Below are 24,134 nucleotides of genomic sequence, written 5' to 3'. Positions count from 1 at the left end.
ATTGCGGTAGTTTTCTATCGCAATTTTTTTATGCAAAAAATTTCATCATTTCTACCAATCATTGATAACGAATCGAAAATTCTGATTTTAGGCTCTATTCCAGGGGTAAAATCTTTGGAAATGCAACAATATTACGCACATCCTCAAAACAAATTCTGGAAAATTATTTTTGAACTTTTTAATGAAGAATTCACAACAGATTATTCTGAAAGAATTAAAATTTTAGAAAAATATCACGTTGCACTTTGGGATGTAATAGACACTTGCGAAAGAAAAGGAAGTTTAGATTCTGAAATCCGAAATGAAGAGAGTAATAAAATAGGAGAGTTGCTGCACAATTATCCAAACATAAAAGCTGTTTTCTGCAACGGACAAAAATCTTATAAAAATTTATTGAAAATTTTACCAAAAGATTTTCATCTGCCCATAACGGTTTTACCTTCTACAAGCCCTGCTCATGCAAGTTTGAAGTACGATGAAAAATTATTATCTTGGCAAAAAATTAAAAACTATTTACCATGAAAAAACTATTTATTTCTTTCGTTTTACTATTTTCTTTATTTGTTTTTTCTCAAGAGTATCAGTTTGATTATATGCTAAATAGTAGATCAATTTCCAATGATTATGAGGGGGCATCTAAACATTTAATATATTCTAAAAATGTTAATGTTTCTATTTTTTTCTATGATAGAGGAAATGAAGTTTATGCAAGATTATTAGATTAAGATAAAAATATAGGTCATACATTTCAAATAGTTCAGAAATTAGAACAATCGGATTTTATTTATTTAAATTCAAACAAATTATTGGCTAATGATTGTATTATTAAAAATGTAAATACTGAAAAACTCTATAATGATGAATATGATTATAAAATTAGTTTTGAATATAAATATGAAGGCTATCCGAAACGAAAAATGAATTTTAAAATTAAACTTAAAAGTTTCGAAAATAATTTAATTTTACATTTTCCTTTAGAATTTAATACTGATGCTAAGAGAAAAATTTTTTCTAAATTATTAGAGTATGAAAATGGAAGTTATCTTATTGATAGAATATTTTATAATGAAAATTCTCTAAAAGAATCTTCAGAAATAGAAAAAATTAATTTAACTATTCATCTACCTAAAACTCTTAGTTTTATTGATTAAAAAAATAAATATCTCAAAACACTTGACAACCCCTGTTTTCATATCGTATATTTGCAGGCTTAAAAATTTTAAATAAAATCCGTAAATTTTATGAAAACATCTGATTTCAATTTTCACTTGCCAGAACATTTATTGGCAGAACACCCTTCAGAACACAGAGACGAAGCAAGATTAATGGTTCTTGACAGAAAGACACAAACCATTGAACATAAACTATTTAAAGACGTAATCGATTATTTTAACGAAGACGATTTATTTATCTTTAACAATACCAAAGTTTTCCCAGCTAGACTATACGGAAACAAAGAAAAAACTGGTGCTAAAATCGAAGTTTTCTTATTAAGAGAACTTGATAAGGAAACCAGAGTTTGGGACGTATTAGTAGATCCAGCTCGTAAAATTAGAATTGGGAACAAACTTTTCTTTACAGAAGACGAATCTTTGGTTGCAGAAGTAATTGATAATACTACATCTAGAGGTAGAACTCTAAGATTCTTATTTGATGGTTCTTATGATGAGTTCCGCGCTAAATTAAAAGAATTAGGAGAAACTCCACTTCCTAAATACATCAAAAGAGATGTAGAACCAGAAGATGCAGAACGTTACCAAACCATTTATGCTAAAATAGAAGGTGCAGTAGCAGCTCCAACTGCAGGTTTACACTTTTCTAAGCACTTAATGAAGCGTCTAGAAATCAAAGGAATTAACTTTGCAGAAGTTACTCTTCACGTAGGTTTAGGAACTTTTAACCCAATTGAGGTTGAAGATCTTTCTAAGCACAAAATGGAGTGTGAAGAAGCAATTATTGACGAAAAAACAGCAGATATTATTAATAAAGCTGGAGAAGAAAACAGAAGAATTTGTGCAGTAGGAACTACTACAATGAGAGCATTAGAAACTTCAGTTTCTTCTAACAGAAAGATTTCTGCTTATCAAGGTTGGACGAATAAATTCATTTATCCACCTTATGATTTTGGTGTAGCAAATGCTATGATTACTAATTTCCACACGCCAAAATCTACATTAATTATGATGATTGCAGCTTTTGCAGGAACAGATTTTATCATGCACGCTTATGAAGAAGCCGTGAAAAATGAATACAAATTCTATTCTTACGGAGATGCAATGTTAATATTGTAAGATTAATTTAAAATAATTTTCTCGCAGATTTGGCTGATATTGCAGATGAATTAAAATCTGCTAAATTTGCTGAATCTGCGAGACTTTTTTATATGAAAGACATCAGAACATTAAGTTTAGAACAACTCAAAGAATATTTTGTCACTCTTGGCGAAAAACCTTTTCGTGCGAAACAGGTTTATGATTGGTTATGGTCTAAAAATCTACACTCAATAGATGAAATGACCAACCTTTCTAAAGAGTTGAGAGAAAAAATTTCCCAAGAATTTACCATTAATCCTATTTCTGTAGATTTATTGCAAAAATCTAAAGACGGAACCATCAAAAATGGAGTGAAACTTCATGATGGACTTTTGGTAGAATCTGTTCTTATTCCTACAGAGTCTAGAACTACCGCATGTGTTTCTTCTCAGGTGGGTTGTAGCTTGAATTGTGAATTTTGTGCAACAGCAAAACTCAAAAGAATGAGAAATCTCGAAGTTGCCGAGATTGTAGACCAAGTTGCACTGATTGATAAACAGAGCAAACTGTATTTTGATAGACCATTATCTAATATCGTCTTTATGGGAATGGGAGAGCCCATGATGAACTATAAAAACGTAGTAGATGCCATCAGAAAAATCACTCAAGAAGATGGTTTAGGAATGTCAGCACGAAGAATTACCGTTTCTACATCTGGAATTCCGAAAATGATGAAAATGCTTGCTGATGAAAATCTAAAAGTAAAACTAGCGCTATCATTACACTCCGCAATAGAACATAAAAGAAACGAAATAATGCCTTTTTCTAATAAATTTCCGTTAACAGAAATTATGGAAGCGATGCAATATTGGTATGATAAAACTGGAAGCAGAATCACCTTTGAATATTGTGTTTGGAAAGGAATTAATGATGGTGATGAAGATATAAAAGCCTTGATAAAATATTGTAAACAAGTTCCTTGTAAAGTGAATTTGATTCAATATAACCCAATTGGTGAAGGAAAATTCGACCATAGAAGTGTAGAGGCCGAAGAAAAATATGTTCGTGAGTTAGAAAAAGCGGGTATCACTGCTTTGGTGAGAAGAAGTAGAGGTGGAGACATCGATGCTGCTTGTGGACAATTGGCCAACAAAAATTCTGGAGAATAAACTCTATGAAAAAAATCATTCTTGTTTTTCTTTTTTTTAGTTTTCTTTTTTCTTTTTCTCAAAAAACAGAAAAGTTAGCTCTTAGGAAATACAAAATTGCCACATTATCAGATTCTTTAAAAGAAACATCTGGCCTTACTTTTCTTAAAGATAAGCTCTATACCTTAAATGATGGTGGCAATACCAATGAAATTTTTGAAATTGATAAAAATTCGGGTAAAATTTTATCAAAACTGAAAACAGATTTCCCGAATAAAGATTGGGAGGCTATTACCAGTGATGGTGAAAATTTTTATATAGGCGATTTCGGAAATAATGCAGGAAATCGAAGAGATTTAGCTATTTATAAAACTGATTTTCAGGGTAATTATTCTAAAAATTCTTTGAATTATTCTATACAAAACGATTTTTCTACGCGATATCTTTCACATAATTTTGATGCAGAAGCCATGATTTTTCTCAATGAAAAAGTTCATGTTTTTTCGAAAGAATGGAGTTCTAAAAATATTTCTCATTATACTATTGATTTACAAGATTCAGAAAATCAATCACTTGTAAGTTTGGAGTCTTTTCATGCAGGATTCGTCATTACAGATGCTGCTTACTTTCAAGGAAAATTATATGTGGTAGGTTATACTAAAAAAGCGAAAGTGTATTTGATGATTTTTGAGAGAAACTCTGAAGGATTATTTTTCTCTAAACCATTGAAAAAGTATAAGTTAGGTTCTTTTCTTTCGATAGGTCAAGTAGAAGGAATTACAGTAAACCAAGATGGAATTTACATTTCTAATGAAGATTTTTCTAAGTTTATTTTCAGTGTAAAACAGCGTTTGTATTTTATTCCAATAGAAAAATTAAAATAATTTTTTTATTGCATTCTTTTGATTATGCAAGAATAGTTTTAATTAATTATATTTGTATGATTTTATACTTATTGTCAATAATCATTCAATTTATAGCGTGTCAAACATTGTAGAAGAAATCAAGAAGCCGATTAACGAAGAAATGAAACTTTTTGAACAAAAGTTTTATGAATCTATGCAAAGTAGAGTTCCTTTGCTTGATAAAGTTACTCGTTTTATTGTAACCACCAAAGGAAAGCAAATGCGACCTATGTTTGTATTTCTTACCGCTCAATTGGTAGGAAATGTAAACGAAAAGACGTTTCGCGGCGCTTCTATGATTGAATTGATTCACACTGCTACTTTGGTTCATGATGACGTAGTAGACGAAAGTTTTAAACGTCGTAATTTCTTTTCTATCAATGCTTTATGGAAAAATAAAATCGCTGTTTTAGTAGGTGATTATTTGCTTTCTAAGTCAGTTTTACTTTCTACTGATAATAAAGATTTTGATTTATTGGCTGTTATTTCTAGAACCATCAGAGAAATGTCTGAAGGGGAGTTGCTTCAATTAGAAAAAGCCAGAAAATTAGACATTACAGAAGACGTTTACTATGAAATTATTCGTCAAAAAACGGCTACACTTATTGCTGCTTGTTGCGAAGTAGGCGTTTTGTCTAATGAAGCTGATGAAGTTTTAGCCAAAAAAATGCAAGATTTTGGTACCTATACAGGTATGGCGTTCCAAATCAAAGACGACTTGTTTGATTATCTTTCTAAAAATATTATTGGAAAACCAGTTGGGATTGATATTAAAGAGCAAAAGATGACTTTGCCGCTTATTCATACTCTGAAAACGGCGAATGAAGCTGATAGAAAGTACTATTTGAATACTATTAAAAGATATAATAACGACCAAAAAAGAGTAAAAGAGCTGATAGAATTTGTGAAAAAATCTGGTGGATTGGATTATGCAATTGGGGTTATGAAAGATTTTCAGCAAAAAGCAAAAAATATCCTCGCAGAATTTCCTGATTCTGACGCGAAACACTCTCTTAATTTGATGCTTGATTATGTTATAGAGAGGAAGTTTTAATATTTTCCCTCATCATTTTAATGAAGTATGAAGGTTTAATCTCAAATCTTCTCTGGAAGTTATCCGAAAATGCCTCAGCATTTGTAAAACCTGCAATATTTGCCAATTCTTTTATATCTCTATTCAAGTATTTATGTTCTGTTTTGAGTAGTTCCACAATATATTCTAGCCTCAAGTCATTGAGATAATTGCTGAAGTTTTTCTTTTTGTATGTATTGATGATTTTAGAGAGATAAGTAGGGTTGGTTCCTAACTTTTCGCTGAGCAGTTTTTGAGTGATTTTCGAATCCAGAAATAGCTGTTCTTTTTCGAAAATTTCTAACTGTTCTAGAATATATGTAATAGTTGATTCACTAAGACCTGCGATTTTTGGAGTTGTTTTTTTATTCTCTTCAACGATTGTAACTGGCATTTTTTCGATTTCTGTATTTTTTTGTGAAATCATTTGTTTAAATCGCTCTCTGTATCTTCTCTGCATCTGGAGATATTTATAAGTAGAAAACGAAATAATCAATATACTTAATATAATGATGAAAATGGTAATATATTGATGAATTTTTAAGTTATTTTCAATGCTGTTTTTTTCGTCAATAAGCTTTTTTGTATCATATTCTTTATGAATTTTAGCAAAAAGATATTTGTAGTTCTTTTCGTAGGATTTATCCAAAGACATTAATTTGTTAATGTATTCGAGTTGCTTATTGGTATTATTTTTAGAAGCGTAGTATTCTATAAGTAATTCGTAAGCAGGTCTGAACTGAGGATCTTGATTTTTATCTTTATAATATTCTTTATCTAGTTTTTCGAAATATTTTACAGCTTGTTTTTTATTTCCTAATTTCCAATAAGACATTCCTATATAGAAAATTTCTGTGTAATGAGGCCAACTATCTTGATATAAATGTTGTGCTTTTTTAAGTTTATTAATTGCCACAGAATAGTTTTTAAGATAATAAGCATCAGTTCCTTCGGAAGATAAAAAATAAGGGATGTAATTTTCTAATTTATTTTTATCACAAAAGTTTATAACTTCTTTTATTAAAGATAGATTTTCTTTTTGTTTATTTAGTTTAGAATTTGTATCAATGTAATTCATCATTGAAAAAATATACATTTGAATGTAATCTTTTCCGTATTCTTTAGTATTGGTGTTTTTTTTGAAAAATGAAACACATTCTTTTAAAATATTGTTAGCATCTTTAATCTGGCCAAGATAAATTTTGTTTTGTGCAATATAATATTTTGACTTAAATATATAATAATAATCTTCAGAAGTCAAAGCGTATTTATGAGCAGTTAAAACATCATCTAGTGATTTTATATATTCAGAATTATCCATAGAAATAATTCCTCTATTCAGATAAGTAATCGCAAGAAATTTTGGAGAATTTAATTTTTTGCTAATTATTAATGCACTGTCAGCATATTTTAAATTTTCGGGAAAAATAGAATAAACACTTGCTATTTTATATGAATTGATAATAGCTTCATTATTTTGATTTTTTTTTGCGATATTAATATAATTGTAGATTAATTTCCATCTATCCGATTCAGAAATTTTATAATTAATTATATTTTCTTCTAACTTATTATAATTTACAGAAAGCTGTGAAAAAATATAAAATGGTAAAAAAAAGAGTATAGCGATGATTAAAATTCTTTTTTTTGAAGGAATCATTTTTTTGTTGTTTGATTGGTGTTGATTTTTTTTAATTAATTGATAATTAATTATTTATGTTTTATTGTTAGTTTGAATTTCGTTAATACAATGATAAAACAAAAAAATGAGAAACGAAATATGATATTTTTTCAAAAAATCCCAGTTGTTTTTTATGAATTCCGAGTTCACTTTTTAGTAAGGAAATAATGAAAAGAGTAGCTTTGCTTCATCTTATAGAAACACAATAAAAAGGGGTAAGATTTAATAACCAATCAAAAAAAACAATACTATTAAAATAGTAAAGTTCTTCTTCAAAGGGGCTTCAACATGAAAATGTTGAAGTTTTTTTATATTTTTAAGAATAAGTTTTAATATTTTCCCTCATCATTTTAATGAAGTAATAAGGTTTAATCTCAAATTTTCTCTGGAAGTTATCCGAAAATGCCTCAGCATTTGTAAAACCTGCAATATTTGCCAATTCTTTTATATCTCTATTCAAGTATTTATGTTCTGTTTTGAGTAGTTCCACAATATATTCTAGCCTCAAGTCATTGAGATAATTGCTGAAGTTTTTCTTTTTGTATGTATTGATGATTTTAGAGAGATAAGTAGGGTTGGTTCCTAACTTTTCGCTGAGCAGTTTTTGAGTGATTTTCGAATCCAGAAATAGCTGTTCTTTTTCGAAAATTTCTAACTGTTCTAGAATATATGTAATAGTTGATTCACTAAGACCAGCGATTTTTGGAGTTGTTTTTTTATTCTCTTCAACGATTGTAACTGGCATTTTTTCGATTTCTGTATTTTTTTGTGAAATCATTTGTTTAAATCGCTCTCTATATCTTCTCTGCATCTGGAGATATTTATAAGTAGAAAACGAAATAATCAATATACTTAATGTAATGATGAAAATGGTAATATATTGATGAATTTTTAAGTTATTTTCAATGCTGTTTTTTTCGTCAATAAGCTTTTTTGTATCATATTCTTTATGAATTTTAGCAAAAAGATATTTGTAGTTCTTTTCGTAGGATTTATCCAAAGACATTAATTTGTTAATGTATTCGAGTTGCTTATTGGTATTATTTTTAGAAGCGTAGTATTCTATAAGTAATTCGTAAGCAGGTCTGAACTGAGGATCTTGATTTTTATCTTTATAATATTCTTTATCTAGTTTTTCGAAATATTTTACAGCTTGTTTTTTATTTCCTAATTTCCAATAAGACATTCCTATATAGAAAATTTCTGTGTAATGAGGCCAACTATCTTGATATAAATGTTGTGCTTTTTTAAGTTTATTAATTGCCACAGAATAGTTTTTAAGATAATAAGCATCAGTTCCTTCACAGGATATAAAATATGGAATTAAATATCTTGCATTGTTTTTATTAATGAATTCGTAAGCTTCTTTGTATAAAGAATTATTTTCAGAATGTTTTTTTAGTTTTGTATTACAGTCAATTAAGCTCATAAGAGAATAGCTGTAATAAGTTTTGTAATCATATCCTAATTCAGCTTCATTTATACGCTGTTTGAAAAAATCAACACATATACTAAGATGTTTTTTAGCTTCTGTGATTTGCCCTAGTAACATTCTGTTTTGAGCTATAAAATAAAGAGTTTTGTAATTAATGTAATCATTTTTTACATTATTCAAGTATTCTTTTGCTTGCAAAATATAATCTAGGGCGGGTTCATATTGATAATAATCCATTAAGAGTACTCCTTTGTTAAGTAAAGCCTCTGAAATAAGTTCGTTATTATTAGTTTTTTTTGCAATTACTATTGCACTATCCGCGTATTTATATCCAATATCTTCAGGTGTGGCTTTACTAGCATATCTGAAAGCATAAATCAACGCCTGATCGTTATTTTCTTTTTTAGATTTCTTTATGTAATGTTTAATTACTGGCAAAGTATTGCCGTTAATAGAAATTAAACTATCAATTTTATTCTCAATCTCTAAGAATGATAATTCTTCTAATATTTTCTTTTGAGCTTTTACACTCATTTGAAAAAAAAATAAAATTATCAATACTAAATTTCTAATTATCAGATATTTGTTATAAGTGTTTTTCAAACTTATTTTTTTTTACAATGATAAAACAAAAAAATGAGAAAAGAAATATGATATTTTTCAAAAAATCCCAGTTAATTTTTATGAATTCCGAGTTTGCTTTTTATTATGCAAGCTTTAAAATGGTTAGTTTTGCTTCAACTTTTAAGAACACAATTAAAAAGGGGTAAATTTAATAACCAAACAAAAAACAATACTATTAAAATAGTAAAGTTCTTCTTCAAAAAAAACTTCAACATGAAAATGTTGAAGTTTTATTTTTATGAATTAGTTTTAATATTTTCCTTCATCATTTTAATGAAATAGGAAGGTTTAATCTCGAATTTTCTCTGGAAGTTATCAGAAAAGTTTACCGCATTTGTAAAGCCGGCTAAAGACGCTAGATTTTTGATGTCGTAATTTAAGTAGGTAGCATCATTTTTTAGGAGTTCAATAATATAATCGATTCTTAGATCATTAATATAATAGTTGAAATTTTTTCCTTTGTATACATTTATGATTTTAGAAAGATAAGGTATATTGGTGTTAAATTCTTCACTTAAAAGTCTCAATGACATTTGATTATCAGTAAACCTAAGTTCTTCTTCGAATTTTTCTAGTTGTTGCAAAATATTTTGAACTAAAATAGGATTGAGACCAGGTATTTTGTTGTAAAACTCTAGTTCAGAAGAATTTTTCGGAGCGGTAATTTTTATTTTGTCAGTTATATTAAGAGTTTTTAGATTTAGATCATCTTCCTGTTTTGATTCTACTTCTGCAAGAGTCTCTATCTTTTCTAAAATAGGTTTCTGTGAGATAATTTCTTCAAATTTTTCTTTGTATTTTTTTTGTAAAGAGTTATAACGATTCCAATAGAATAATGATGCAAGTATGGTTATTAATAATATTGAACTAATTATAGTTCTTTGATTTTTTAATGAACTTTCAATTTTGTTCTTTTCATTTATGAGTTTATGAGTATCATATTCTTTATTAATCTTAGAGAACAGGTACTTATAATTTTTTTCATAATTTTTATCAAGAGACATTAAGGTGTTGATATATTTTAATTGCTTATCTCTATTACCAATGGAGTCATTGTACTTAATTAATAGTTCATATGCTGGTCTAAATTCAGGATTTAATTTTTTTGACTTGTCATATTCTTTATCAATTTCCTCAAAATATTTAACAGCTACATCTCTTTTTCCAAGTTTCCAATTAGAAAGCCCAATATAAAAAATATCAGTAATATGTGGCCATTGGTCATTATATAGTCTTATCGCTTCAGAGAGTTTTTTGATTGCGGGTTTATAATTTTTTTTAAAATAATCATCTACACCATCACATGAAATAAAATAAGGAGTATATTGTTTTAGATTATTTTGTTTGATATATTCAAAAGCAGTTTTTAATAAAACATTATTTTCTTCATGTCTTCTTAACTTAGTATTAGTGTCTATTAGACTCATTAGAGAATATAAATAAAACATTTGATAGTTTTTCCCTAAATCAGAAGTTTTAGTTAGATTTTTTTTAAAATATTCTATGCAACTTGAGAGCTCTTTATTAGCCTCTTCATATAAGCCTAAATAAATTTTATTTTGAGCAATTAAGTATTTATTACAGTTTACAGTATATGAATCATTAAGTTCATTTGAATATTTATTTGCAATTAAAATGTCATCTAATGCTTTTTGATATAAAGATTGACTCATAAATACAAAGCCTCTATTTAGATATGCTTCAGTTAATAGTTTTTTATTGTTTGATTTTTTACCAATTGCCAAAGCTGAGTCTGCGTATTTTAAATTTTCTGGATACTGCGAAAAATTACCTGCATATCTATAAGCATAGAGTAATGATTCATCATTCTTTTCTTTTTTAGATTTTTTTATATAAAGATTAATTATTTCCCATGCTTTATTTGGGTTATTATGTAGACTGTCAATCTTTTTTTCAATAGTCTCATTATTTAAATCATCAATTTTTGTGTCTTGCGAATTAAATTGAACAAAAAATAAAAAGAATATAAAAAAAACAATTTTATATTGTAATAAATTCTTCATAATCAATGAATAAAGGCGAAATAATGAATTAGTTTATGAGTTATTTGTAAACTTTTACAATATTAATGTTATTTTTTTTAAAAACTGATATAAAATTTATGAAATAACACTCAATTTTTATAAAATGACAGTCCGAAAATTTGTCTCAATGACGTCAATCAACATACATTTTTCTCATCAAAAAAATAAAATTATGAAAAAATTAGTATTCTTTAGTTTATCATTAGTTCTTTTCTTTATTTCATGTAGACAAGAAGATGAATTATTATCAAAAGAAGATGCAACTAATCTTAAATTTATTCAACAAAGTAGAAGTTTAAGACAGAAGAATGATTTAATTAAAAATATTAAGAATGATACTATTTTGTCAACTACAAGAACAGTTGAGATGTCTGTTGAAGAAATGGCAATTGAAGGGGCAGATGGACAAATAGTACCTCCACCAAGATAATTACAACATATAAATCTAATAAAAAAGTAAAATAAAATTTTTTTTCATCGTTTGTGTTTTCTCCTTTCGCTGCTTATTCTCATAGTAGCGAAGGAGATTTTTAAAGAAATTTTTTTAAAAAACAACATTTGGAAAATTAAAATAAAAACAAAATCAAAGATTTATGTTTATAGTGAAATATTTCTACAAATAATTAACTATTTCAAAATCTTAGATATTGTAAATAATAATTTAAAAGTTTACTGTTATGAAAAAATTTACACCTGTATTGTTAATATTGGCTTCAATCGCAGTATTATCATTTAAACAATCTAATAGTTCAGAAAAATCTGATGCTGCATTAAGCAAAACTGATATTGAGATTCTAGAAATTATTCAAAATAGAAGAAATCTAAGAAATAGTAATGAATATAAAACTACTGTAGTTTTGCATAGCGAAGAAGAAGCATTAAGATTTCTAAAAAAATAGCATCCAACTAAAAATAAATCTAATAAAAAGTAAAATAAATTTTTTTTCATCGTTTGTGTTTTCTCCTTTCGCTGCTTGTTCTCAGAGCAGCGGAGGAGATTTTTAAAGAACATCTTCACAATTATTCATACATTCATATTAATTAAGTTAAGCTCAACACAATATTTCAATTGAAGTATTGTGTTTTGTTTTGTAATTGAAAAATAATCAAAAAAATCAATTTATTTTATCAATTCCATAATTTTATTATCTTTGTAAAAATCCTTATCCAAGATGATGCAAACTACTTATATTGAAACGCAAACAGTTTCTTTTCAAGATTTTAAAAATCAAATATTAGCAGATTATAAACTAGGTAGAATTTCTCGTGAGATGTCTTATATGGCTAGAAGAGAAGTTTTAACAGGTAAAGCTAAATTTGGGATTGTAGGTGATGGCAAAGAATTGCCACAATTAGCCATGGCAAAAGTTTTTAGAAACGGAGATTTCAGAAGTGGTTATTATAGAGACCAAACTTTCGCTTTAGCGGTAGGTGCTTTGTCTGTAGAGAGTTTCTTTGCGCAGTTGTATGCAGATACTTCTGTAGAAAGAGAACCTGCTTCTGCTGGTAGACAAATGAATGGTCACTTTGCAACACGCAGTTTAAATGAAGATGGAACTTGGAAAGATTTAACTCAAATTAAAAATATATCATCAGATATTTCTCCTACTGCAGGACAAATGCCTAGGCTTCTTGGTTTAGCTCAAGCTTCAAAGGTTTACAAATCGGTAAAATTTAACGGTTCAGAAAAATTCAGCAATAATGGAAACGAAGTTGCTTTTGGGACCATAGGTGATGCATCATCTGCAGAAGGTCATTTCTGGGAAACATTAAACGCAGCTTGTGCTTTACAAGTTCCCATGATTTTATCCATTTGGGATGATGGTTACGGGATTTCCGTTCCTACTCATGATCAAAGAGCAAAAGAAGACATGGCAGAAATGCTTTCTGGCTTCCAAAGAAAAGAAGGAAAAACAGAAGGTTGCGAAATTATTCAAGTAAAAGCTTGGGATTATCCTGCACTTCTTGACGCTTATGCTAGAGCAGAGCATTTTGCTAGAACAGAATCTGTTCCTGTCGTGATTCACGTGACAGATGTTACTCAGCCTCAAGGTCACTCTACATCTGGGTCTCACGAAAGATATAAATCTGAAGAAAGATTAAAATGGGAAGCAGATTTTGATGGCTTAGAAAAATTTAAAGAATGGATTCTTAATTATTCTATTGAAATAGAGGGAAAAGAAGAAATTTTAGCTACGATAGAAGAACTTGAAAATATAGAAAAAGAAGCTAAAAAAATAGCAAAAGACGGTCAGAAAAAAGCTTGGGAAAATTATAGAAATTCTATAGAAGTTCTTAAAAATGAAGTACTTCCATTAGTAGAGAATTTAAAATCTCAGAATAGCGAAGTAGAAGCAGAACTGCAAAAATTCGGGGCATTGATTTCTTATGCCAAAAAGGATGTATTCAGTTTGATGAGAAAAGTTTTGCTTTTAACTAGAACTAATCAATCTACTGAAAGACAATGGCTTGCTTCTAAGTATGAACAACTTTTAGCACAAGAAAAAGATAATTATTCATCACACCTGTATTCAGAGTCTGAGTGGAAATCTGCCAATGTAAAAGAAGTAAAACCGGTTTACTCAGAAAATTCAGAAATGGTAGATGGAAGAGTCGTGGTAAGAAATAATTTTGATAAAATTTTTGAAAAATATCCAGAAACATTGGTTTTCGGTGAAGATGCAGGAAATATAGGTGATGTAAACCAAGGGTTAGAAGGACTTCAAGAAAAATATGGCAAAGTAAGAGTTGCTGATACTGGTATTAGAGAAGCTACTATTCTCGGACAAGGAATTGGTATGGCAATGCGTGGGCTTCGTCCGATTGCAGAAATTCAGTATTTAGACTATATTTTATACTGTTTACAAGGAATTAGTGATGATTTGGCAACGCTTCATTACAGAACAAAAGGTGGGCAAAAAGCACCGCTCATCATCAGAACTCGTGGTCATAGATTAGAAGGAATTTGGCATTCTGGTTCGCCAATGGCGGGGATTATTAACCTGGTAAAAGGTGTTAATGTTTTGGTTCCTAGAAATTTAACTAAAGCAGCAGGTTTTTATAACACAATGCTTCAGAGTGATGAACCAGCAATTATTGTAGAAACGCTCAATGGTTATAGATTAAAAGAAAAACAACCAGATAATTTAGGTGAATTCACTGTTCCTGTTGGAAAAATTGAAGTAACTAAAGAAGGAAAAGATGTTACTTTAGTAACTTATGGTTCTACTTGGAGATTAGTAATGGAAGCTGCCGAAGAATTAGAAAAACTAGGAATTTCTGCGGAAGTGATTGATATTCAATCTTTAATACCTTTTGATATTTCACATGAAATTGCAGAAAGCGTGAAGAAAACCAATCGTTTAGTGATTATTGATGAAGACGTAGAAGGCGGAACTTCTGCATTTATTCTACAGCAAATCGTAGAAAAACAAAAAGCATTCAGATATTTGGATTCAGCTCCGTTAACGATTGCAGCAAATGATCACAGACCAGCTTATGCAAGTGATGGAGATTATTTCTCAAAACCATCTGTAGATGATATGGTAGAAAAGGTATACGGAATTTTTCATGAGGCTAACCCTTCTCAGTTTCCAAAAATTTAAAAAATGAAAATTTTATTTTTTATCATAGTAGCTTTTACTCTTTCGAGTTGTGCTGTGGCAAAAATCCAAGATTGCCCAGAAGAAAAAATCATCAATAAAATGCCAAAAGTGATTGATGGTAATTCACAAACGCCTAATGAATATTACATTTACAAAGGACAAAGAAGAGAAATCAAAGAATTTGATACCACTTGGATAGAGAAAAACTGCCCGAATATAAAAGTACAAGAAGTTTATTAAGATAAATAAGAAACAACTCTTATCAGGAGTTGTTTTTTGTTTTAAAAAATCATATTTATATCATAGTAAAACCCGAATTTTCTGAAAAATTCCGTAAATTCGCAAAAATTTAATCTCGAAATGAATTACGATATTATTGTTATAGGTTCTGGACCTGGTGGTTACGTAACCGCAATTAGAGCATCACAATTAGGTTTTAAAACGGCTATCATAGAAAAAGAAAATCTAGGTGGTATTTGTTTAAACTGGGGGTGTATTCCTACCAAAGCATTACTTAAATCTGCTCAAGTTTTTAACTATATAAAACACGCCGAAGATTACGGTCTTAATAAAGTAGAGGGAAGTTTTGATTTTCCTAATGTAATTGCTAGAAGTAGAGGAGTTGCTACTAAAATGAGTGGCGGAATTTCTTTCTTGATGAAGAAAAATAAAATTGACGTTATCATGGGAACTGCCAAAGTACAAAAAGGCAAAAAAGTTTCGGTAACAGACAAAGAAGGAAAAGTTACAGAATACGCTGCTAATCATATCATCATTGCAACTGGAGCTCGTTCTAGAGAATTACCAAATCTTCCACAAGATGGAGTAAAAGTAATTGGTTACAGACAAGCTTTGTCATTGCCTACTCAACCGAAATCTATGATTGTAGTAGGTTCTGGAGCAATCGGAGTAGAGTTCGCAGATTTTTATAATACAATGGGAACTAAAGTGACAATTGTAGAATTCATGCCAAATATCGTTCCTGTAGAAGACGAAGAAATTTCTAAACACTTAGAAAAATCTCTTAAAAAATCTGGAATTGATATCATGACCAATGCATCTGTAGAATCTGTAGATACTTCTGGAAACGGTGTTAAAGCCAATGTGAAAACCAAAGATGGAAACATTACACTAGAAGCAGATATTCTACTTTCGGCAGTTGGTATTGCTGCAAATATTGAAAACATTGGACTTGAAGAAGTAGGAATTGCTACAGACAAAGGTAGAGTATTGGTAAATGAATGGTACCAAACTTCTGTTCCGGGTTATTATGCAATTGGTGATATTATTCCTACTCAAGCTTTGGCTCACGTAGCTTCAGCAGAAGGAATTACTTGTGTAGAAAAAATCAAAGGAATGCACGTAGAAACAATTGACTACGGAAACATTCCAGGTTGTACTTACTGTCATCCAGAAATTGCATCTGTTGGTTTAACTGAAAAACAAGCTAAAGAAAAAGGATACGAAATTAAAGTTGGTAAATTCCCGCTTTCAGCATCTGGTAAAGCTACCGCAAATGGTAATACAGATGGTTTCATTAAAGTAATTTTTGATGCAAAATACGGAGAGTGGTTAGGTTGCCATATGATTGGTGACGGTGTTACAGATATGGTTGCAGAAGCTGTGGTTGCTAGAAAATTAGAAACTACTGGCCACGAAATCATCAAATCTATTCACCCGCATCCAACTGTTTCTGAGGCGATTATGGAAGCTGTAGCTGCTGCTTACGGAGAAGTGATTCACATCTAATATTTATGTAATAAATACAAAAAAACCACAGTTTTTGCTGTGGTTTTTTTAATTTTAACAAATGAAACTAATAATATGAAGAAAGAAATAGGGCTGGTACTTTCTGGTGGTGGCACCAAAGGAATTGCAGAAGCTGGCGCACTAAAATTTTTAGAAGAAAAAAATATTTTTCCTGAAGTCATTGCTGGAACGAGTGCTGGTGCAATTGTAGGAGGATTGTATTCTTTCGGAAAGTCTCCTGATGAGATTTTAGAATTTTTTAAATCGGTTTATTTTTTCAATTGGAAACATTTTACTCTCACAAAACCGGGATTTATCAATTCTGAAGTTTTCAGATTATATCTCCAACCGATTATTGGAGAAATTAAAATTAAAGATTTAAAATTAGAATTGTTGATTACAGCGACTGATTTGGTTCAAGGTGTTACACACGTTTTTGATGGAGACACCTATTTGCTTGATGCAATTATAGCTTCTTGTTCGGTTCCTGGTTTGACCAGTCCTTTTCAAAAAGATGGAATGTTATTAAGCGATGGAGGAATTTTGAATAATTTTCCTTCAAATTTAATCAGAGAGAAATGTGAAAAATTAATTGGAGTATATGTTTCACCATTGCAAGACATTGAAGGCAAACAGCTAAACAGTATCAAAGCTGTTTCTACCAGAGCTTATGAATTGCTGAGTCATAGTGTAGAAAACTATAAATTCAAAGATTGTGACTGGTTTATTTCTCCCAAAGAATTATCCAATTATGGAATGTTCGAGAGCAATAAAGCCAGAATGGACGAAATCTATAAGCTAGGTTATGAAGAAGCCGTAAAAACTTTCCCCGAAAATTTTTAATATTTTCTAAAAAACATATTTCGAATAGACTAAAACTCCTATAATTAAGGAAAGTAGAGTAGCTGTTACTACACTTGCAGCTGCTAGGTCCTTTATCAATCCTATTTTTTCGTTGAAATGAGGTTCTATGAAATCACAAATTTTTTCAATAGCAGTATTGATGATTTCCGCAATGAGAACCAAAAAACAAACGATAAAAATTAAAACAGCGTCTGTAGAATTTAATTGAAAATAAACAATTAAAAATAAATTAATAACAAGTGCTAAGAGTTCTAACTGAAAGTTTCTTTCGGTTTTTAGCATCCAAAAAAGTCCTTTGAAAGCATAATAAACACTTTTGTAAAATGGAGGTCTTTTCATTACCAATTTTTATCAACCATGTAAATAAGTTGTGTCATAACCACAGCTCCCAACAATAATTCTCTGCGATTTACTTTTTCAAAAGTGTCTTCTGGAGTATGATGAATGTCAAAATATCTTTGTGAGTCTGTTACCAATCCAGATGCAGGAATTTTAAGTTCTCTAAGAGGTTCTATGTCTACGCCAGAGTGATCTCCAGCAAATTCATAAATTCCGTATGGGTTAAAAAGTTTTTCCCAAGATTTCATAGATTTGGCTTTATCAGGATGCATTCCTAAGCTAAAACTTCTCGGTGTAAAACCTCCACTGTCACTTTCTAGGGCAAAAATGTGTGGTTCTTCAGATTTTTTTACTGTTTCCATGTACGTTCTGCCGCCTCTAACACCATTTTCTTCATTGGCAAAACAAACAACTCTTATGGTATGATTATTTTTGAGTTTTAGATTTTTAAAAGTTCTCAGTACTTCTATACTTTGTACAATTCCAGCACCATCATCATGAGCGCCTTCACCTACATCCCAAGAATCAATATGTGCACCTACTACAATTACTTTTTCGTCTGATTTTCCTTTGATTTCACCAATGACAGATTTGGTCATCATTTGACCATTCATTCCGCAATTAGAATTGAGAACGGCTTGAACTTTTTGTTTTTTGAGTAAAATTTCTTCTAAATAATCAGCAGATTCTGCACCGATAGCTACAGCAGGAATTTTAGGAATTCCGTCTTCGTAACGAGTAGAACCAGTATGAGGAACATCGTCAAATGATGAGGTAAGAGAACGAATTATTACCGCTTTTCCGCCTTTTTTTGCTACTTCAGATGGAGTAACTCTTCTATATTTTCCGGCATCTCCGTATGCTTGTCCAGTGACCACAAACTCTTGTTTAAAGGCATAGTTGAAAAAAACAATTTTGTTTTTTACTACATGGTCTGGTAGTTTTTCGAAATCTTCTAGAGTTTTAACTAAAATTACTTCACCCTCTAAGTCTTTACCTTTGGTACCTTCAGAATTGCCTAATGAAAGCATTTTTACTTCTTTCCATTTTCCGTGATTCACTTTTAGTTTTAAAGATTCATCACCACGTGTCCATACGTTTACCATTACAGGTTGAAACCAAACTTGGTCTGCACCAGCTTCCAGCAGTTTTTTCATCGCCCAGTCTGCAGATTTTTCGTAATTACTGCTTCCGGATAATCTGCTGCCAATGTCTTTTGTTAATTCTCTTAGGTCTTCATAAGATTTACCATTGACCAAAATTTCGTCTGAAATTTTCTTGAATTGAATAGAATCTTGTTTGAAATTTTGAGACCAAAAAAATCCGCCCAAAAAGAGCGGAAGTATGTAAAGTAGTTTCTTCATGTTGTGATTTCTTTTTGGAAACCTAAAAATACTATTTTTTTACAATAAATCAAGAAAAATTACCAATCCATATCGTACATTAACAGTGCGGTAACTAATTTAGGCTCTATGTATGTACATTTAGGAGGCATTTGTAAGTTCTGATTCGCCAGTTTGGTAATGTCATTAAAACTCACAGGAAAAATTCCGAAACCTACTGCGTAATCACCAGAATCTACTTGTTCTTTAAGCTGAATTATGCCTTCAAGATTAGAATTTCCTTTTACAAAATTCATCTTGCTGTTTTCTTCTTCCTCATAATCATTAATGCCGAGAATAGGTTTGAAGATATATTTGTCTAATAGATGATGGTCTACATTATCTAATCCTTGGTCTAAATCTCTGAGGTTATGTTTTACGTGTAGTGAATAGAATTTCCCACCCAAATACATAGAAATGTGGAATTTCTGTGAAGGGTAGTAAGCGTTTTCACCTTTTTCGTGAATAAGGAAGTTTTCTGACACTTTTTGTAAAAATTCTTCATTAGAATTTCCGTTTAGGTCTTTTACAACTCTGTTGTAATCATTGATTTTAATTGATTGACTAGAAACAATAAAGCTGAAAACAAAATTATAAGGTTCATTGCCATTATGTCTTTTGTTTTTTTCTTTGTGTTTTTGAGCGTATAATGCTGCAGAAGCTATTCTGTGGTGACCATCTGCTACATAAAAAGAATCAATTTGGTCTATTACTTCTTTAAATTGCTGAAGTTTTAAACGATTGTCTATTCTCCATACTTTGTGTCTTACTCCAGTTTCGTCTGTATGATTAATGATGGGAACGTTTTTTTCTTCGTGATTCATCAATAATTCTATTTTAGAATTAGCTTGATAGGTAAGAAGAACTGGTTCTGCTTGAAGTGAAACTTTTTCTAAGAAATGAGCAAGTTTTTCTTTTTTATAAGTTAGGGTAGATTCATGTTTTTTGATTTTCCCGTTCCAGAAATCTTCCACACTAGTTAATCCTAATAAGCCTCTGAAAACAGATTTATTGGGTAAAATTTGTTCATACAAATAATAAGAAGAACTATCTTGAAGAAGTTTATTGTCTGCTAACATTTCTTCATAATTGCTTCTTACTTTTCGTAGATTTCTATCAACATCTTTCGATTTGCTACATACATATGGTTTAATCATCTGTATGTAAGAAGAGTCTTCCGTAGCCTTTTTATTGATTTCTTCCTGCGTAAAGTTATCCAAAGGATGAGTTGGGAATTTATCAATATAATCAGGGTGCGGTCTAACTCCTCTAAATGGTTTAAAAACTGGCATGTTCTACGTTAATTAATTTGAGGTTTTATATAGTTTAATTTTTTAAATTCTGCGAATATAATAAATTTTTAAATTATATAAGTTTTTGTAAGTCAATAATTTGTTGAGCTAATTCAGTTCCTATTCTTTCTTGAGTTTCTAAAGTGCTTCCACCAACATGCGGAGAAAGCGAAAGAGAAGGATTCATCAGAATCTGAATTTCTGGTTTTGGTTCGGTTTCGAAAACATCTAAAGCGGCTCCCGCTACTTTTTTATTTTCTATGTAATCTATGAGTGTTACTTCATTTATTACACCACCTTTTGCTGTGTTTACAATGAAAACGCCATCTTTCATCATTTCAAATTCTGGCGTGTCTATAATATATTCTTTAGTTTCTGATGTATTAATGCTGATGAAATCTGCTTTTTTTAAAAACGCTTCCATGTTTTGAGTAGAAGTGAATTCAAAATCAATAGTTCTACTGTCAAAAAATTCTAAAGAAATGGTATCTGTTTTAGGTTTTCTGGTGTAGAAAATAATTTTCATTCCAAGACCTATTCCTATTTTGGCAACTTCTTTTCCTATACTTCCAAAGCCTATGATTCCTAGCGTTTTGCCTGAAAGTTCTGTTGCTTTTTCGTAAGATTTTTTGAGAAACGCAAATTTAGTATCACCTTCTAAAGGCATATTTCTATTAGAATCGTGTAAAAATCTAATCAAAGTTAAAAAATGCGCAAAAACCAATTCTGCTACGGATTTAGCAAAAGCGTTTGGTGTATTAATGACGAAGATTCCTTTAGATTTGGCGTATTCTACATCTATATTATCCATTGATTCACCACCTTTTCCTATGATTTTTAAACTTGGACAAGCATCTATGAGTTCTCTAGTTACTTGTGTAGCGTTTTTTACCAATAAAACTTCTACTTGGTTTTCATTGATAAAAGGAATGAGGTGTTCCTGAGAAACTCTGTTGTCAAGAAGATTTAATCCAGCTTCTTTCAAAACCTTTTCTCCAGAATTTGAAATACCGTCGTTTGCTAAAATTTTCATATTTTTCTTTAGATTTTAAATAGATTTCATAACATCTACCAAAACCTGTACGCTTTCTATTGGTAATGCGTTGTAAAGACTTGCTCTGTAACCGCCTAAGCTTCTGTGTCCGTTTAATCCATTGATTCCAGCAGCTTTCCAAGCGTTGTCAAAAGCTTCTTTTTTAGATTCATCTGTGATTTTAAATGAAACATTCATTAAGCTTCTATCTTCTGGAACGCAGAAACATTCAAATAATGGATTTCTGTCTATCTCATCATAAAGTAGTTTTGCTTTAGCAATATTTCTTTCTTCGGCAGCAGTTATTCCTCCATTTTTTTCTAACCATTGTAGGGTAAGAAGTGACGCGTACACTGCAAAAACTGGTGGAGTATTAAACATAGATTCTTTAGCTACATGTTGAGCGTAGTCTAAGTAAGATGGAATAATTCTGCCTGATTTTCCTAGAATTTCTTTTTTTACCACCACTAGAGTAGTTCCTGCGGGTCCCATATTTTTTTGAGCCCCTGCATAGATTAAGTCAAATTTAGAATAATCGATCACTCTAGAAAAAATATCAGAGCTCATGTCAGAAACCATTAAAGTATTGGCTTTTGGGAAATTTTTGATTTGAGTTCCATAAATGGTATTGTTAGAAGTGCAATGAAAATAATCATATTCAGCACTCACTTCTTCAATTTTTGGAATGTAAGAGTAGCTTTCTTCCTTAGAAGAACCTATTACATCTACTGATCCTAATTTTTTGGCTTCTTTAATTGCATTAGCAGCCCAGTTTCCAGAATCTAAATAGGCAGCTTTGCCATTTTCTTTCATCAAGTTAAAAGGAACCATCGCAAATTGTAAACTTGCGCCTCCACCTAAAAATAATACATCATAGTCATCATTAAGATTCATTAATCTTTTTACAATGGCTCTGGCTTCGTCCATTACTGCGATAAAGTCTTTGCTACGGTGAGATATTTCTAAAATAGAAAGTCCCATTCCGTTGAAGTCTAAAATCGCTTCTGCTGATTTTTGGAAAACTTCTTGAGGGAGAATGCAAGGTCCTGCACTGAAATTATGTTTTTTCATATTTTTATAGAGAATGATTGAAAGTATATTGAAACAAAAAATCCCGCTCATGCAGAATGAAGCGGGATTTTTTTAATTTTTATTCGCCGTGTAAAAATGCTTTTTTACCTAAAAGTTCTGCGTCTGTTTCTACATGGTTGTCATCTGGGACACAACAATCTACCGGACAAACCGCTGCGCATTGTGGTTCTTCGTGGAAACCTTTACACTCGGTACACTTATCTGGAACAATGTAATAAACATCATCACTTACAGGTCTTTGAGGTGCATTAGCATCTATTGTTAAACCTGATTTTAAAGTTACGGTTCCTTTTAAACTAGTTCCGTCTGAAGCTTTCCAGTCTACAGCTCCTTCATAAATCGCGTTATTAGGGCATTCTGGTTCGCAAGCTCCACAATTAATACATTCGTCTGTTATTATAATAGCCATTGCTAGGTATTTTTTTTAAATTTGCACAAAATTAGTAAATTTCAGTTGATTTGGAAAAGTTTTGCATGGTAAAACTTATCTTTTTTGAGGTAATTTTTAATAATAAGTGCAAAAATAATAGGATTAAATATATAAAATGAAACAAGATCTCAAAATACAGGGTTTAAGTAAATTAGGACATTATCTTCAACAGTTTTTACAAAAATCAGAAATTGATTATACTCATGATGAGCAAGAACTAGCTGCATTGATGAGACGAAGCGAGGTAGAAAACCCATGGTTTACACAAGAAAACATAAGATTTTGTTTTAAAAATTGGGCAGATATTTTAACCGAAGAAAATATAAAAAATTGGCTTTCAGAATATCAGGTTTCTCAATTATCTAAAAAAGTAGGATTGATTTTGGCGGGAAATATTCCTTTGGTAGGATTTCATGACGTGATGTGTGTGCTAATGAGTAATCATATTCCGCTGATTAAACTTTCTTCTAAAGATAGACTTCTTTTGCCTTTCTTTTTGAAAAAATGGGGCGAATTTGCTGAGTGGAATTTAGAGTTTCAGATTGTAGAAAGATTGACGGATTATGATGCGGTAATTGCTACAGGAAGTAATAATACAGCTAGATATTTAGAGTATTATTTTAAAGATGCTTTGTCTATTATTAGAAAAAACAGAACTTCTGTGGCGGTAATTAAAGGAGATGAAACGAATGAAGAATTACAACTCTTAGCAGAAGATATTTTCAGATATTTTGGCTTAGGTTGTAGAAATGTAACGAGGCTTCTTATCCCGAAAGATTATGAATTAAGTAGGCTTTTTGAAAACTTTTTAGGTTTCAAAGACGTGATTAATCATCATAAATATGCCAATAACTATGATTATAATAAAGCAGTTTATCTCTTGAATCAAGAGAATTTTTGGGATAATAATTTTGTAATGCTCAAAGAAGATAATGCGCTGTTTTCGCCGCTTTCTGTGCTTAATTTCAGCAGATACGAAAGTGTAGAAGAGGTTCACGCTTTTCTCGTAGAAAATGAATCAAATATTCAGTGTGTGGTGGCAAAGCCAGAATTGGGGATAGAAAATTCTGTAAACTTTGGAGAAGCGCAAAATCCTAGTCTCAATACTTATGCAGATAATATTGATACGATGGCTTTTTTAAGTGTGGTCTAAATGTTAATATAATATATTGATAAAAATTAAAAA

The 24,134-nt window shown here is 30.4% G+C and carries 23 protein-coding genes; 14 read left to right on the top strand and 9 right to left on the bottom strand.

The genetic code is table 11. The annotated features are described in order from the left end of the window. Positions 1-30: 30 nt before the first annotated feature. The 7 genes from N7277_RS09435 to N7277_RS09405 all read left to right on the top strand — a co-directional run bounded on the left by N7277_RS09435 (position 31) and on the right by N7277_RS09405 (position 5,359). Positions 31-522, top strand: coding sequence for a DNA-deoxyinosine glycosylase (locus N7277_RS09435; RefSeq protein WP_274779310.1), 492 nt, complete (start codon positions 31-33; stop codon positions 520-522). Next, complete coding sequence (locus N7277_RS09430; protein ID WP_274779309.1) at positions 519-725, top strand: hypothetical protein; 207 nt, start codon at positions 519-521, stop codon at positions 723-725. Before N7277_RS09435 ends, N7277_RS09430 begins: the two co-directional genes overlap by 4 nt. An 81-nt stretch (positions 726-806) precedes the next feature. After that, a complete protein-coding gene (locus tag N7277_RS09425) occupies positions 807-1,151 on the top strand; it encodes a hypothetical protein (RefSeq protein ID WP_274779308.1) in 345 nt (114 codons plus the stop codon). Between the two features lie 90 nt (positions 1,152-1,241). Further along, complete coding sequence (queA, locus tag N7277_RS09420; RefSeq protein WP_274779307.1) at positions 1,242-2,291, top strand: tRNA preQ1(34) S-adenosylmethionine ribosyltransferase-isomerase QueA; 1,050 nt, start codon at positions 1,242-1,244, stop codon at positions 2,289-2,291. A gap of 92 nt (positions 2,292-2,383) precedes the next feature. Continuing rightward, positions 2,384-3,421, top strand: coding sequence for a 23S rRNA (adenine(2503)-C(2))-methyltransferase RlmN (gene rlmN / locus N7277_RS09415; protein WP_274780827.1), 1,038 nt, complete (start codon positions 2,384-2,386; stop codon positions 3,419-3,421). A gap of 5 nt (positions 3,422-3,426) precedes the next feature. Beyond that, a complete protein-coding gene (locus N7277_RS09410; RefSeq protein ID WP_274779306.1) occupies positions 3,427-4,284 on the top strand; it encodes a hypothetical protein in 858 nt (285 codons plus the stop codon). A gap of 97 nt (positions 4,285-4,381) precedes the next feature. Continuing rightward, positions 4,382-5,359: a polyprenyl synthetase family protein gene (locus tag N7277_RS09405; protein ID WP_274779305.1), complete on the top strand. Its 978-nt coding sequence runs from the start codon at positions 4,382-4,384 to the stop codon at positions 5,357-5,359. Here N7277_RS09405 and N7277_RS09400 read toward each other — a convergent pair. The 3 genes from N7277_RS09400 to N7277_RS09390 all read right to left on the bottom strand — a co-directional run bounded on the left by N7277_RS09400 (position 5,340) and on the right by N7277_RS09390 (position 11,141). Further along, positions 5,340-7,037 carry a helix-turn-helix domain-containing protein gene (locus N7277_RS09400; protein WP_274779304.1) on the bottom strand — a complete coding sequence of 566 codons (1,698 nt, stop codon included), beginning with the start codon at positions 7,035-7,037 and terminating at the stop codon, positions 5,340-5,342. The genes N7277_RS09405 and N7277_RS09400 overlap by 20 nt on opposite strands. 337 nt (positions 7,038-7,374) lie before the next feature. Beyond that, on the bottom strand, positions 7,375-9,027 hold the full coding sequence (locus tag N7277_RS09395; protein WP_274779303.1) for a helix-turn-helix domain-containing protein: 1,653 nt from the start codon (positions 9,025-9,027) through the stop codon (positions 7,375-7,377). 326 nt (positions 9,028-9,353) lie between these two features. After that, on the bottom strand, positions 9,354-11,141 hold the full coding sequence (locus N7277_RS09390; RefSeq protein ID WP_274779302.1) for a helix-turn-helix domain-containing protein: 1,788 nt from the start codon (positions 11,139-11,141) through the stop codon (positions 9,354-9,356). A gap of 193 nt (positions 11,142-11,334) precedes the next feature. On the opposite strand from N7277_RS09390, the gene N7277_RS09385 reads away from it, so the two are divergent. The 6 genes from N7277_RS09385 to N7277_RS09360 all read left to right on the top strand — a co-directional run bounded on the left by N7277_RS09385 (position 11,335) and on the right by N7277_RS09360 (position 17,359). Next, complete coding sequence (locus tag N7277_RS09385; RefSeq protein ID WP_274779301.1) at positions 11,335-11,592, top strand: hypothetical protein; 258 nt, start codon at positions 11,335-11,337, stop codon at positions 11,590-11,592. Positions 11,593-11,839: 247 nt separating this feature from the next. Then, positions 11,840-12,061: a hypothetical protein gene (locus N7277_RS09380; RefSeq protein WP_274779300.1), complete on the top strand. Its 222-nt coding sequence runs from the start codon at positions 11,840-11,842 to the stop codon at positions 12,059-12,061. Between the two features lie 276 nt (positions 12,062-12,337). Beyond that, complete coding sequence (locus N7277_RS09375) at positions 12,338-14,767, top strand: alpha-ketoacid dehydrogenase subunit alpha/beta (RefSeq protein WP_274780826.1); 2,430 nt, start codon at positions 12,338-12,340, stop codon at positions 14,765-14,767. A gap of 3 nt (positions 14,768-14,770) precedes the next feature. Next, positions 14,771-15,007, top strand: a complete 237-nt coding sequence (locus N7277_RS09370; protein ID WP_274779299.1) for a hypothetical protein — start codon at positions 14,771-14,773, stop codon at positions 15,005-15,007. Positions 15,008-15,127: 120 nt separating this feature from the next. Beyond that, entirely contained in the window at positions 15,128-16,516 is a 1,389-nt protein-coding gene (gene lpdA / locus N7277_RS09365) for a dihydrolipoyl dehydrogenase (RefSeq protein ID WP_274779298.1), read from the top strand. A gap of 75 nt (positions 16,517-16,591) precedes the next feature. After that, the gene (locus N7277_RS09360; RefSeq protein ID WP_274779297.1) at positions 16,592-17,359 is read left to right on the top strand and encodes a patatin-like phospholipase family protein; all 768 of its coding nucleotides are present in this window, start codon (positions 16,592-16,594) and stop codon (positions 17,357-17,359) included. 6 nt (positions 17,360-17,365) lie between these two features. On the opposite strand, the gene N7277_RS09355 is transcribed toward N7277_RS09360, so the two are convergent. The 6 genes from N7277_RS09355 to N7277_RS09330 form a co-directional block, all read right to left on the bottom strand. Next, positions 17,366-17,719, bottom strand: coding sequence for a diacylglycerol kinase family protein (locus tag N7277_RS09355; protein ID WP_274779296.1), 354 nt, complete (start codon positions 17,717-17,719; stop codon positions 17,366-17,368). After that, complete coding sequence (locus tag N7277_RS09350; protein ID WP_274779295.1) at positions 17,719-19,083, bottom strand: M20/M25/M40 family metallo-hydrolase; 1,365 nt, start codon at positions 19,081-19,083, stop codon at positions 17,719-17,721. Before N7277_RS09350 ends, N7277_RS09355 begins: the two co-directional genes overlap by 1 nt. A 59-nt stretch (positions 19,084-19,142) precedes the next feature. Next, on the bottom strand, positions 19,143-20,393 hold the full coding sequence (locus tag N7277_RS09345; protein ID WP_274779294.1) for a DUF1015 domain-containing protein: 1,251 nt from the start codon (positions 20,391-20,393) through the stop codon (positions 19,143-19,145). 73 nt (positions 20,394-20,466) lie between these two features. After that, positions 20,467-21,426: a D-2-hydroxyacid dehydrogenase gene (locus N7277_RS09340; RefSeq protein ID WP_274779293.1), complete on the bottom strand. Its 960-nt coding sequence runs from the start codon at positions 21,424-21,426 to the stop codon at positions 20,467-20,469. A 15-nt stretch (positions 21,427-21,441) separates the two neighbouring features. Then, positions 21,442-22,497: a 3-phosphoserine/phosphohydroxythreonine transaminase gene (gene serC / locus N7277_RS09335; protein ID WP_274779292.1), complete on the bottom strand. Its 1,056-nt coding sequence runs from the start codon at positions 22,495-22,497 to the stop codon at positions 21,442-21,444. Between the two features lie 79 nt (positions 22,498-22,576). Continuing rightward, entirely contained in the window at positions 22,577-22,927 is a 351-nt protein-coding gene (locus N7277_RS09330; RefSeq protein ID WP_104792748.1) for a 4Fe-4S dicluster domain-containing protein, read from the bottom strand. A 136-nt stretch (positions 22,928-23,063) separates the two neighbouring features. On the opposite strand from N7277_RS09330, the gene N7277_RS09325 reads away from it, so the two are divergent. Continuing rightward, complete coding sequence (locus tag N7277_RS09325; RefSeq protein ID WP_274779291.1) at positions 23,064-24,101, top strand: acyl-CoA reductase; 1,038 nt, start codon at positions 23,064-23,066, stop codon at positions 24,099-24,101. Positions 24,102-24,134 lie beyond the last annotated feature (33 nt).

This window comes from Cloacibacterium sp. TD35 (assembly GCF_028864635.1).
Taxonomy (GTDB): Bacteria; Bacteroidota; Bacteroidia; order Flavobacteriales; family Weeksellaceae; genus Cloacibacterium.
Note: the sequence above shows the minus strand (reverse complement) of the source record. Positions and strands in the feature narration are given on the sequence as shown.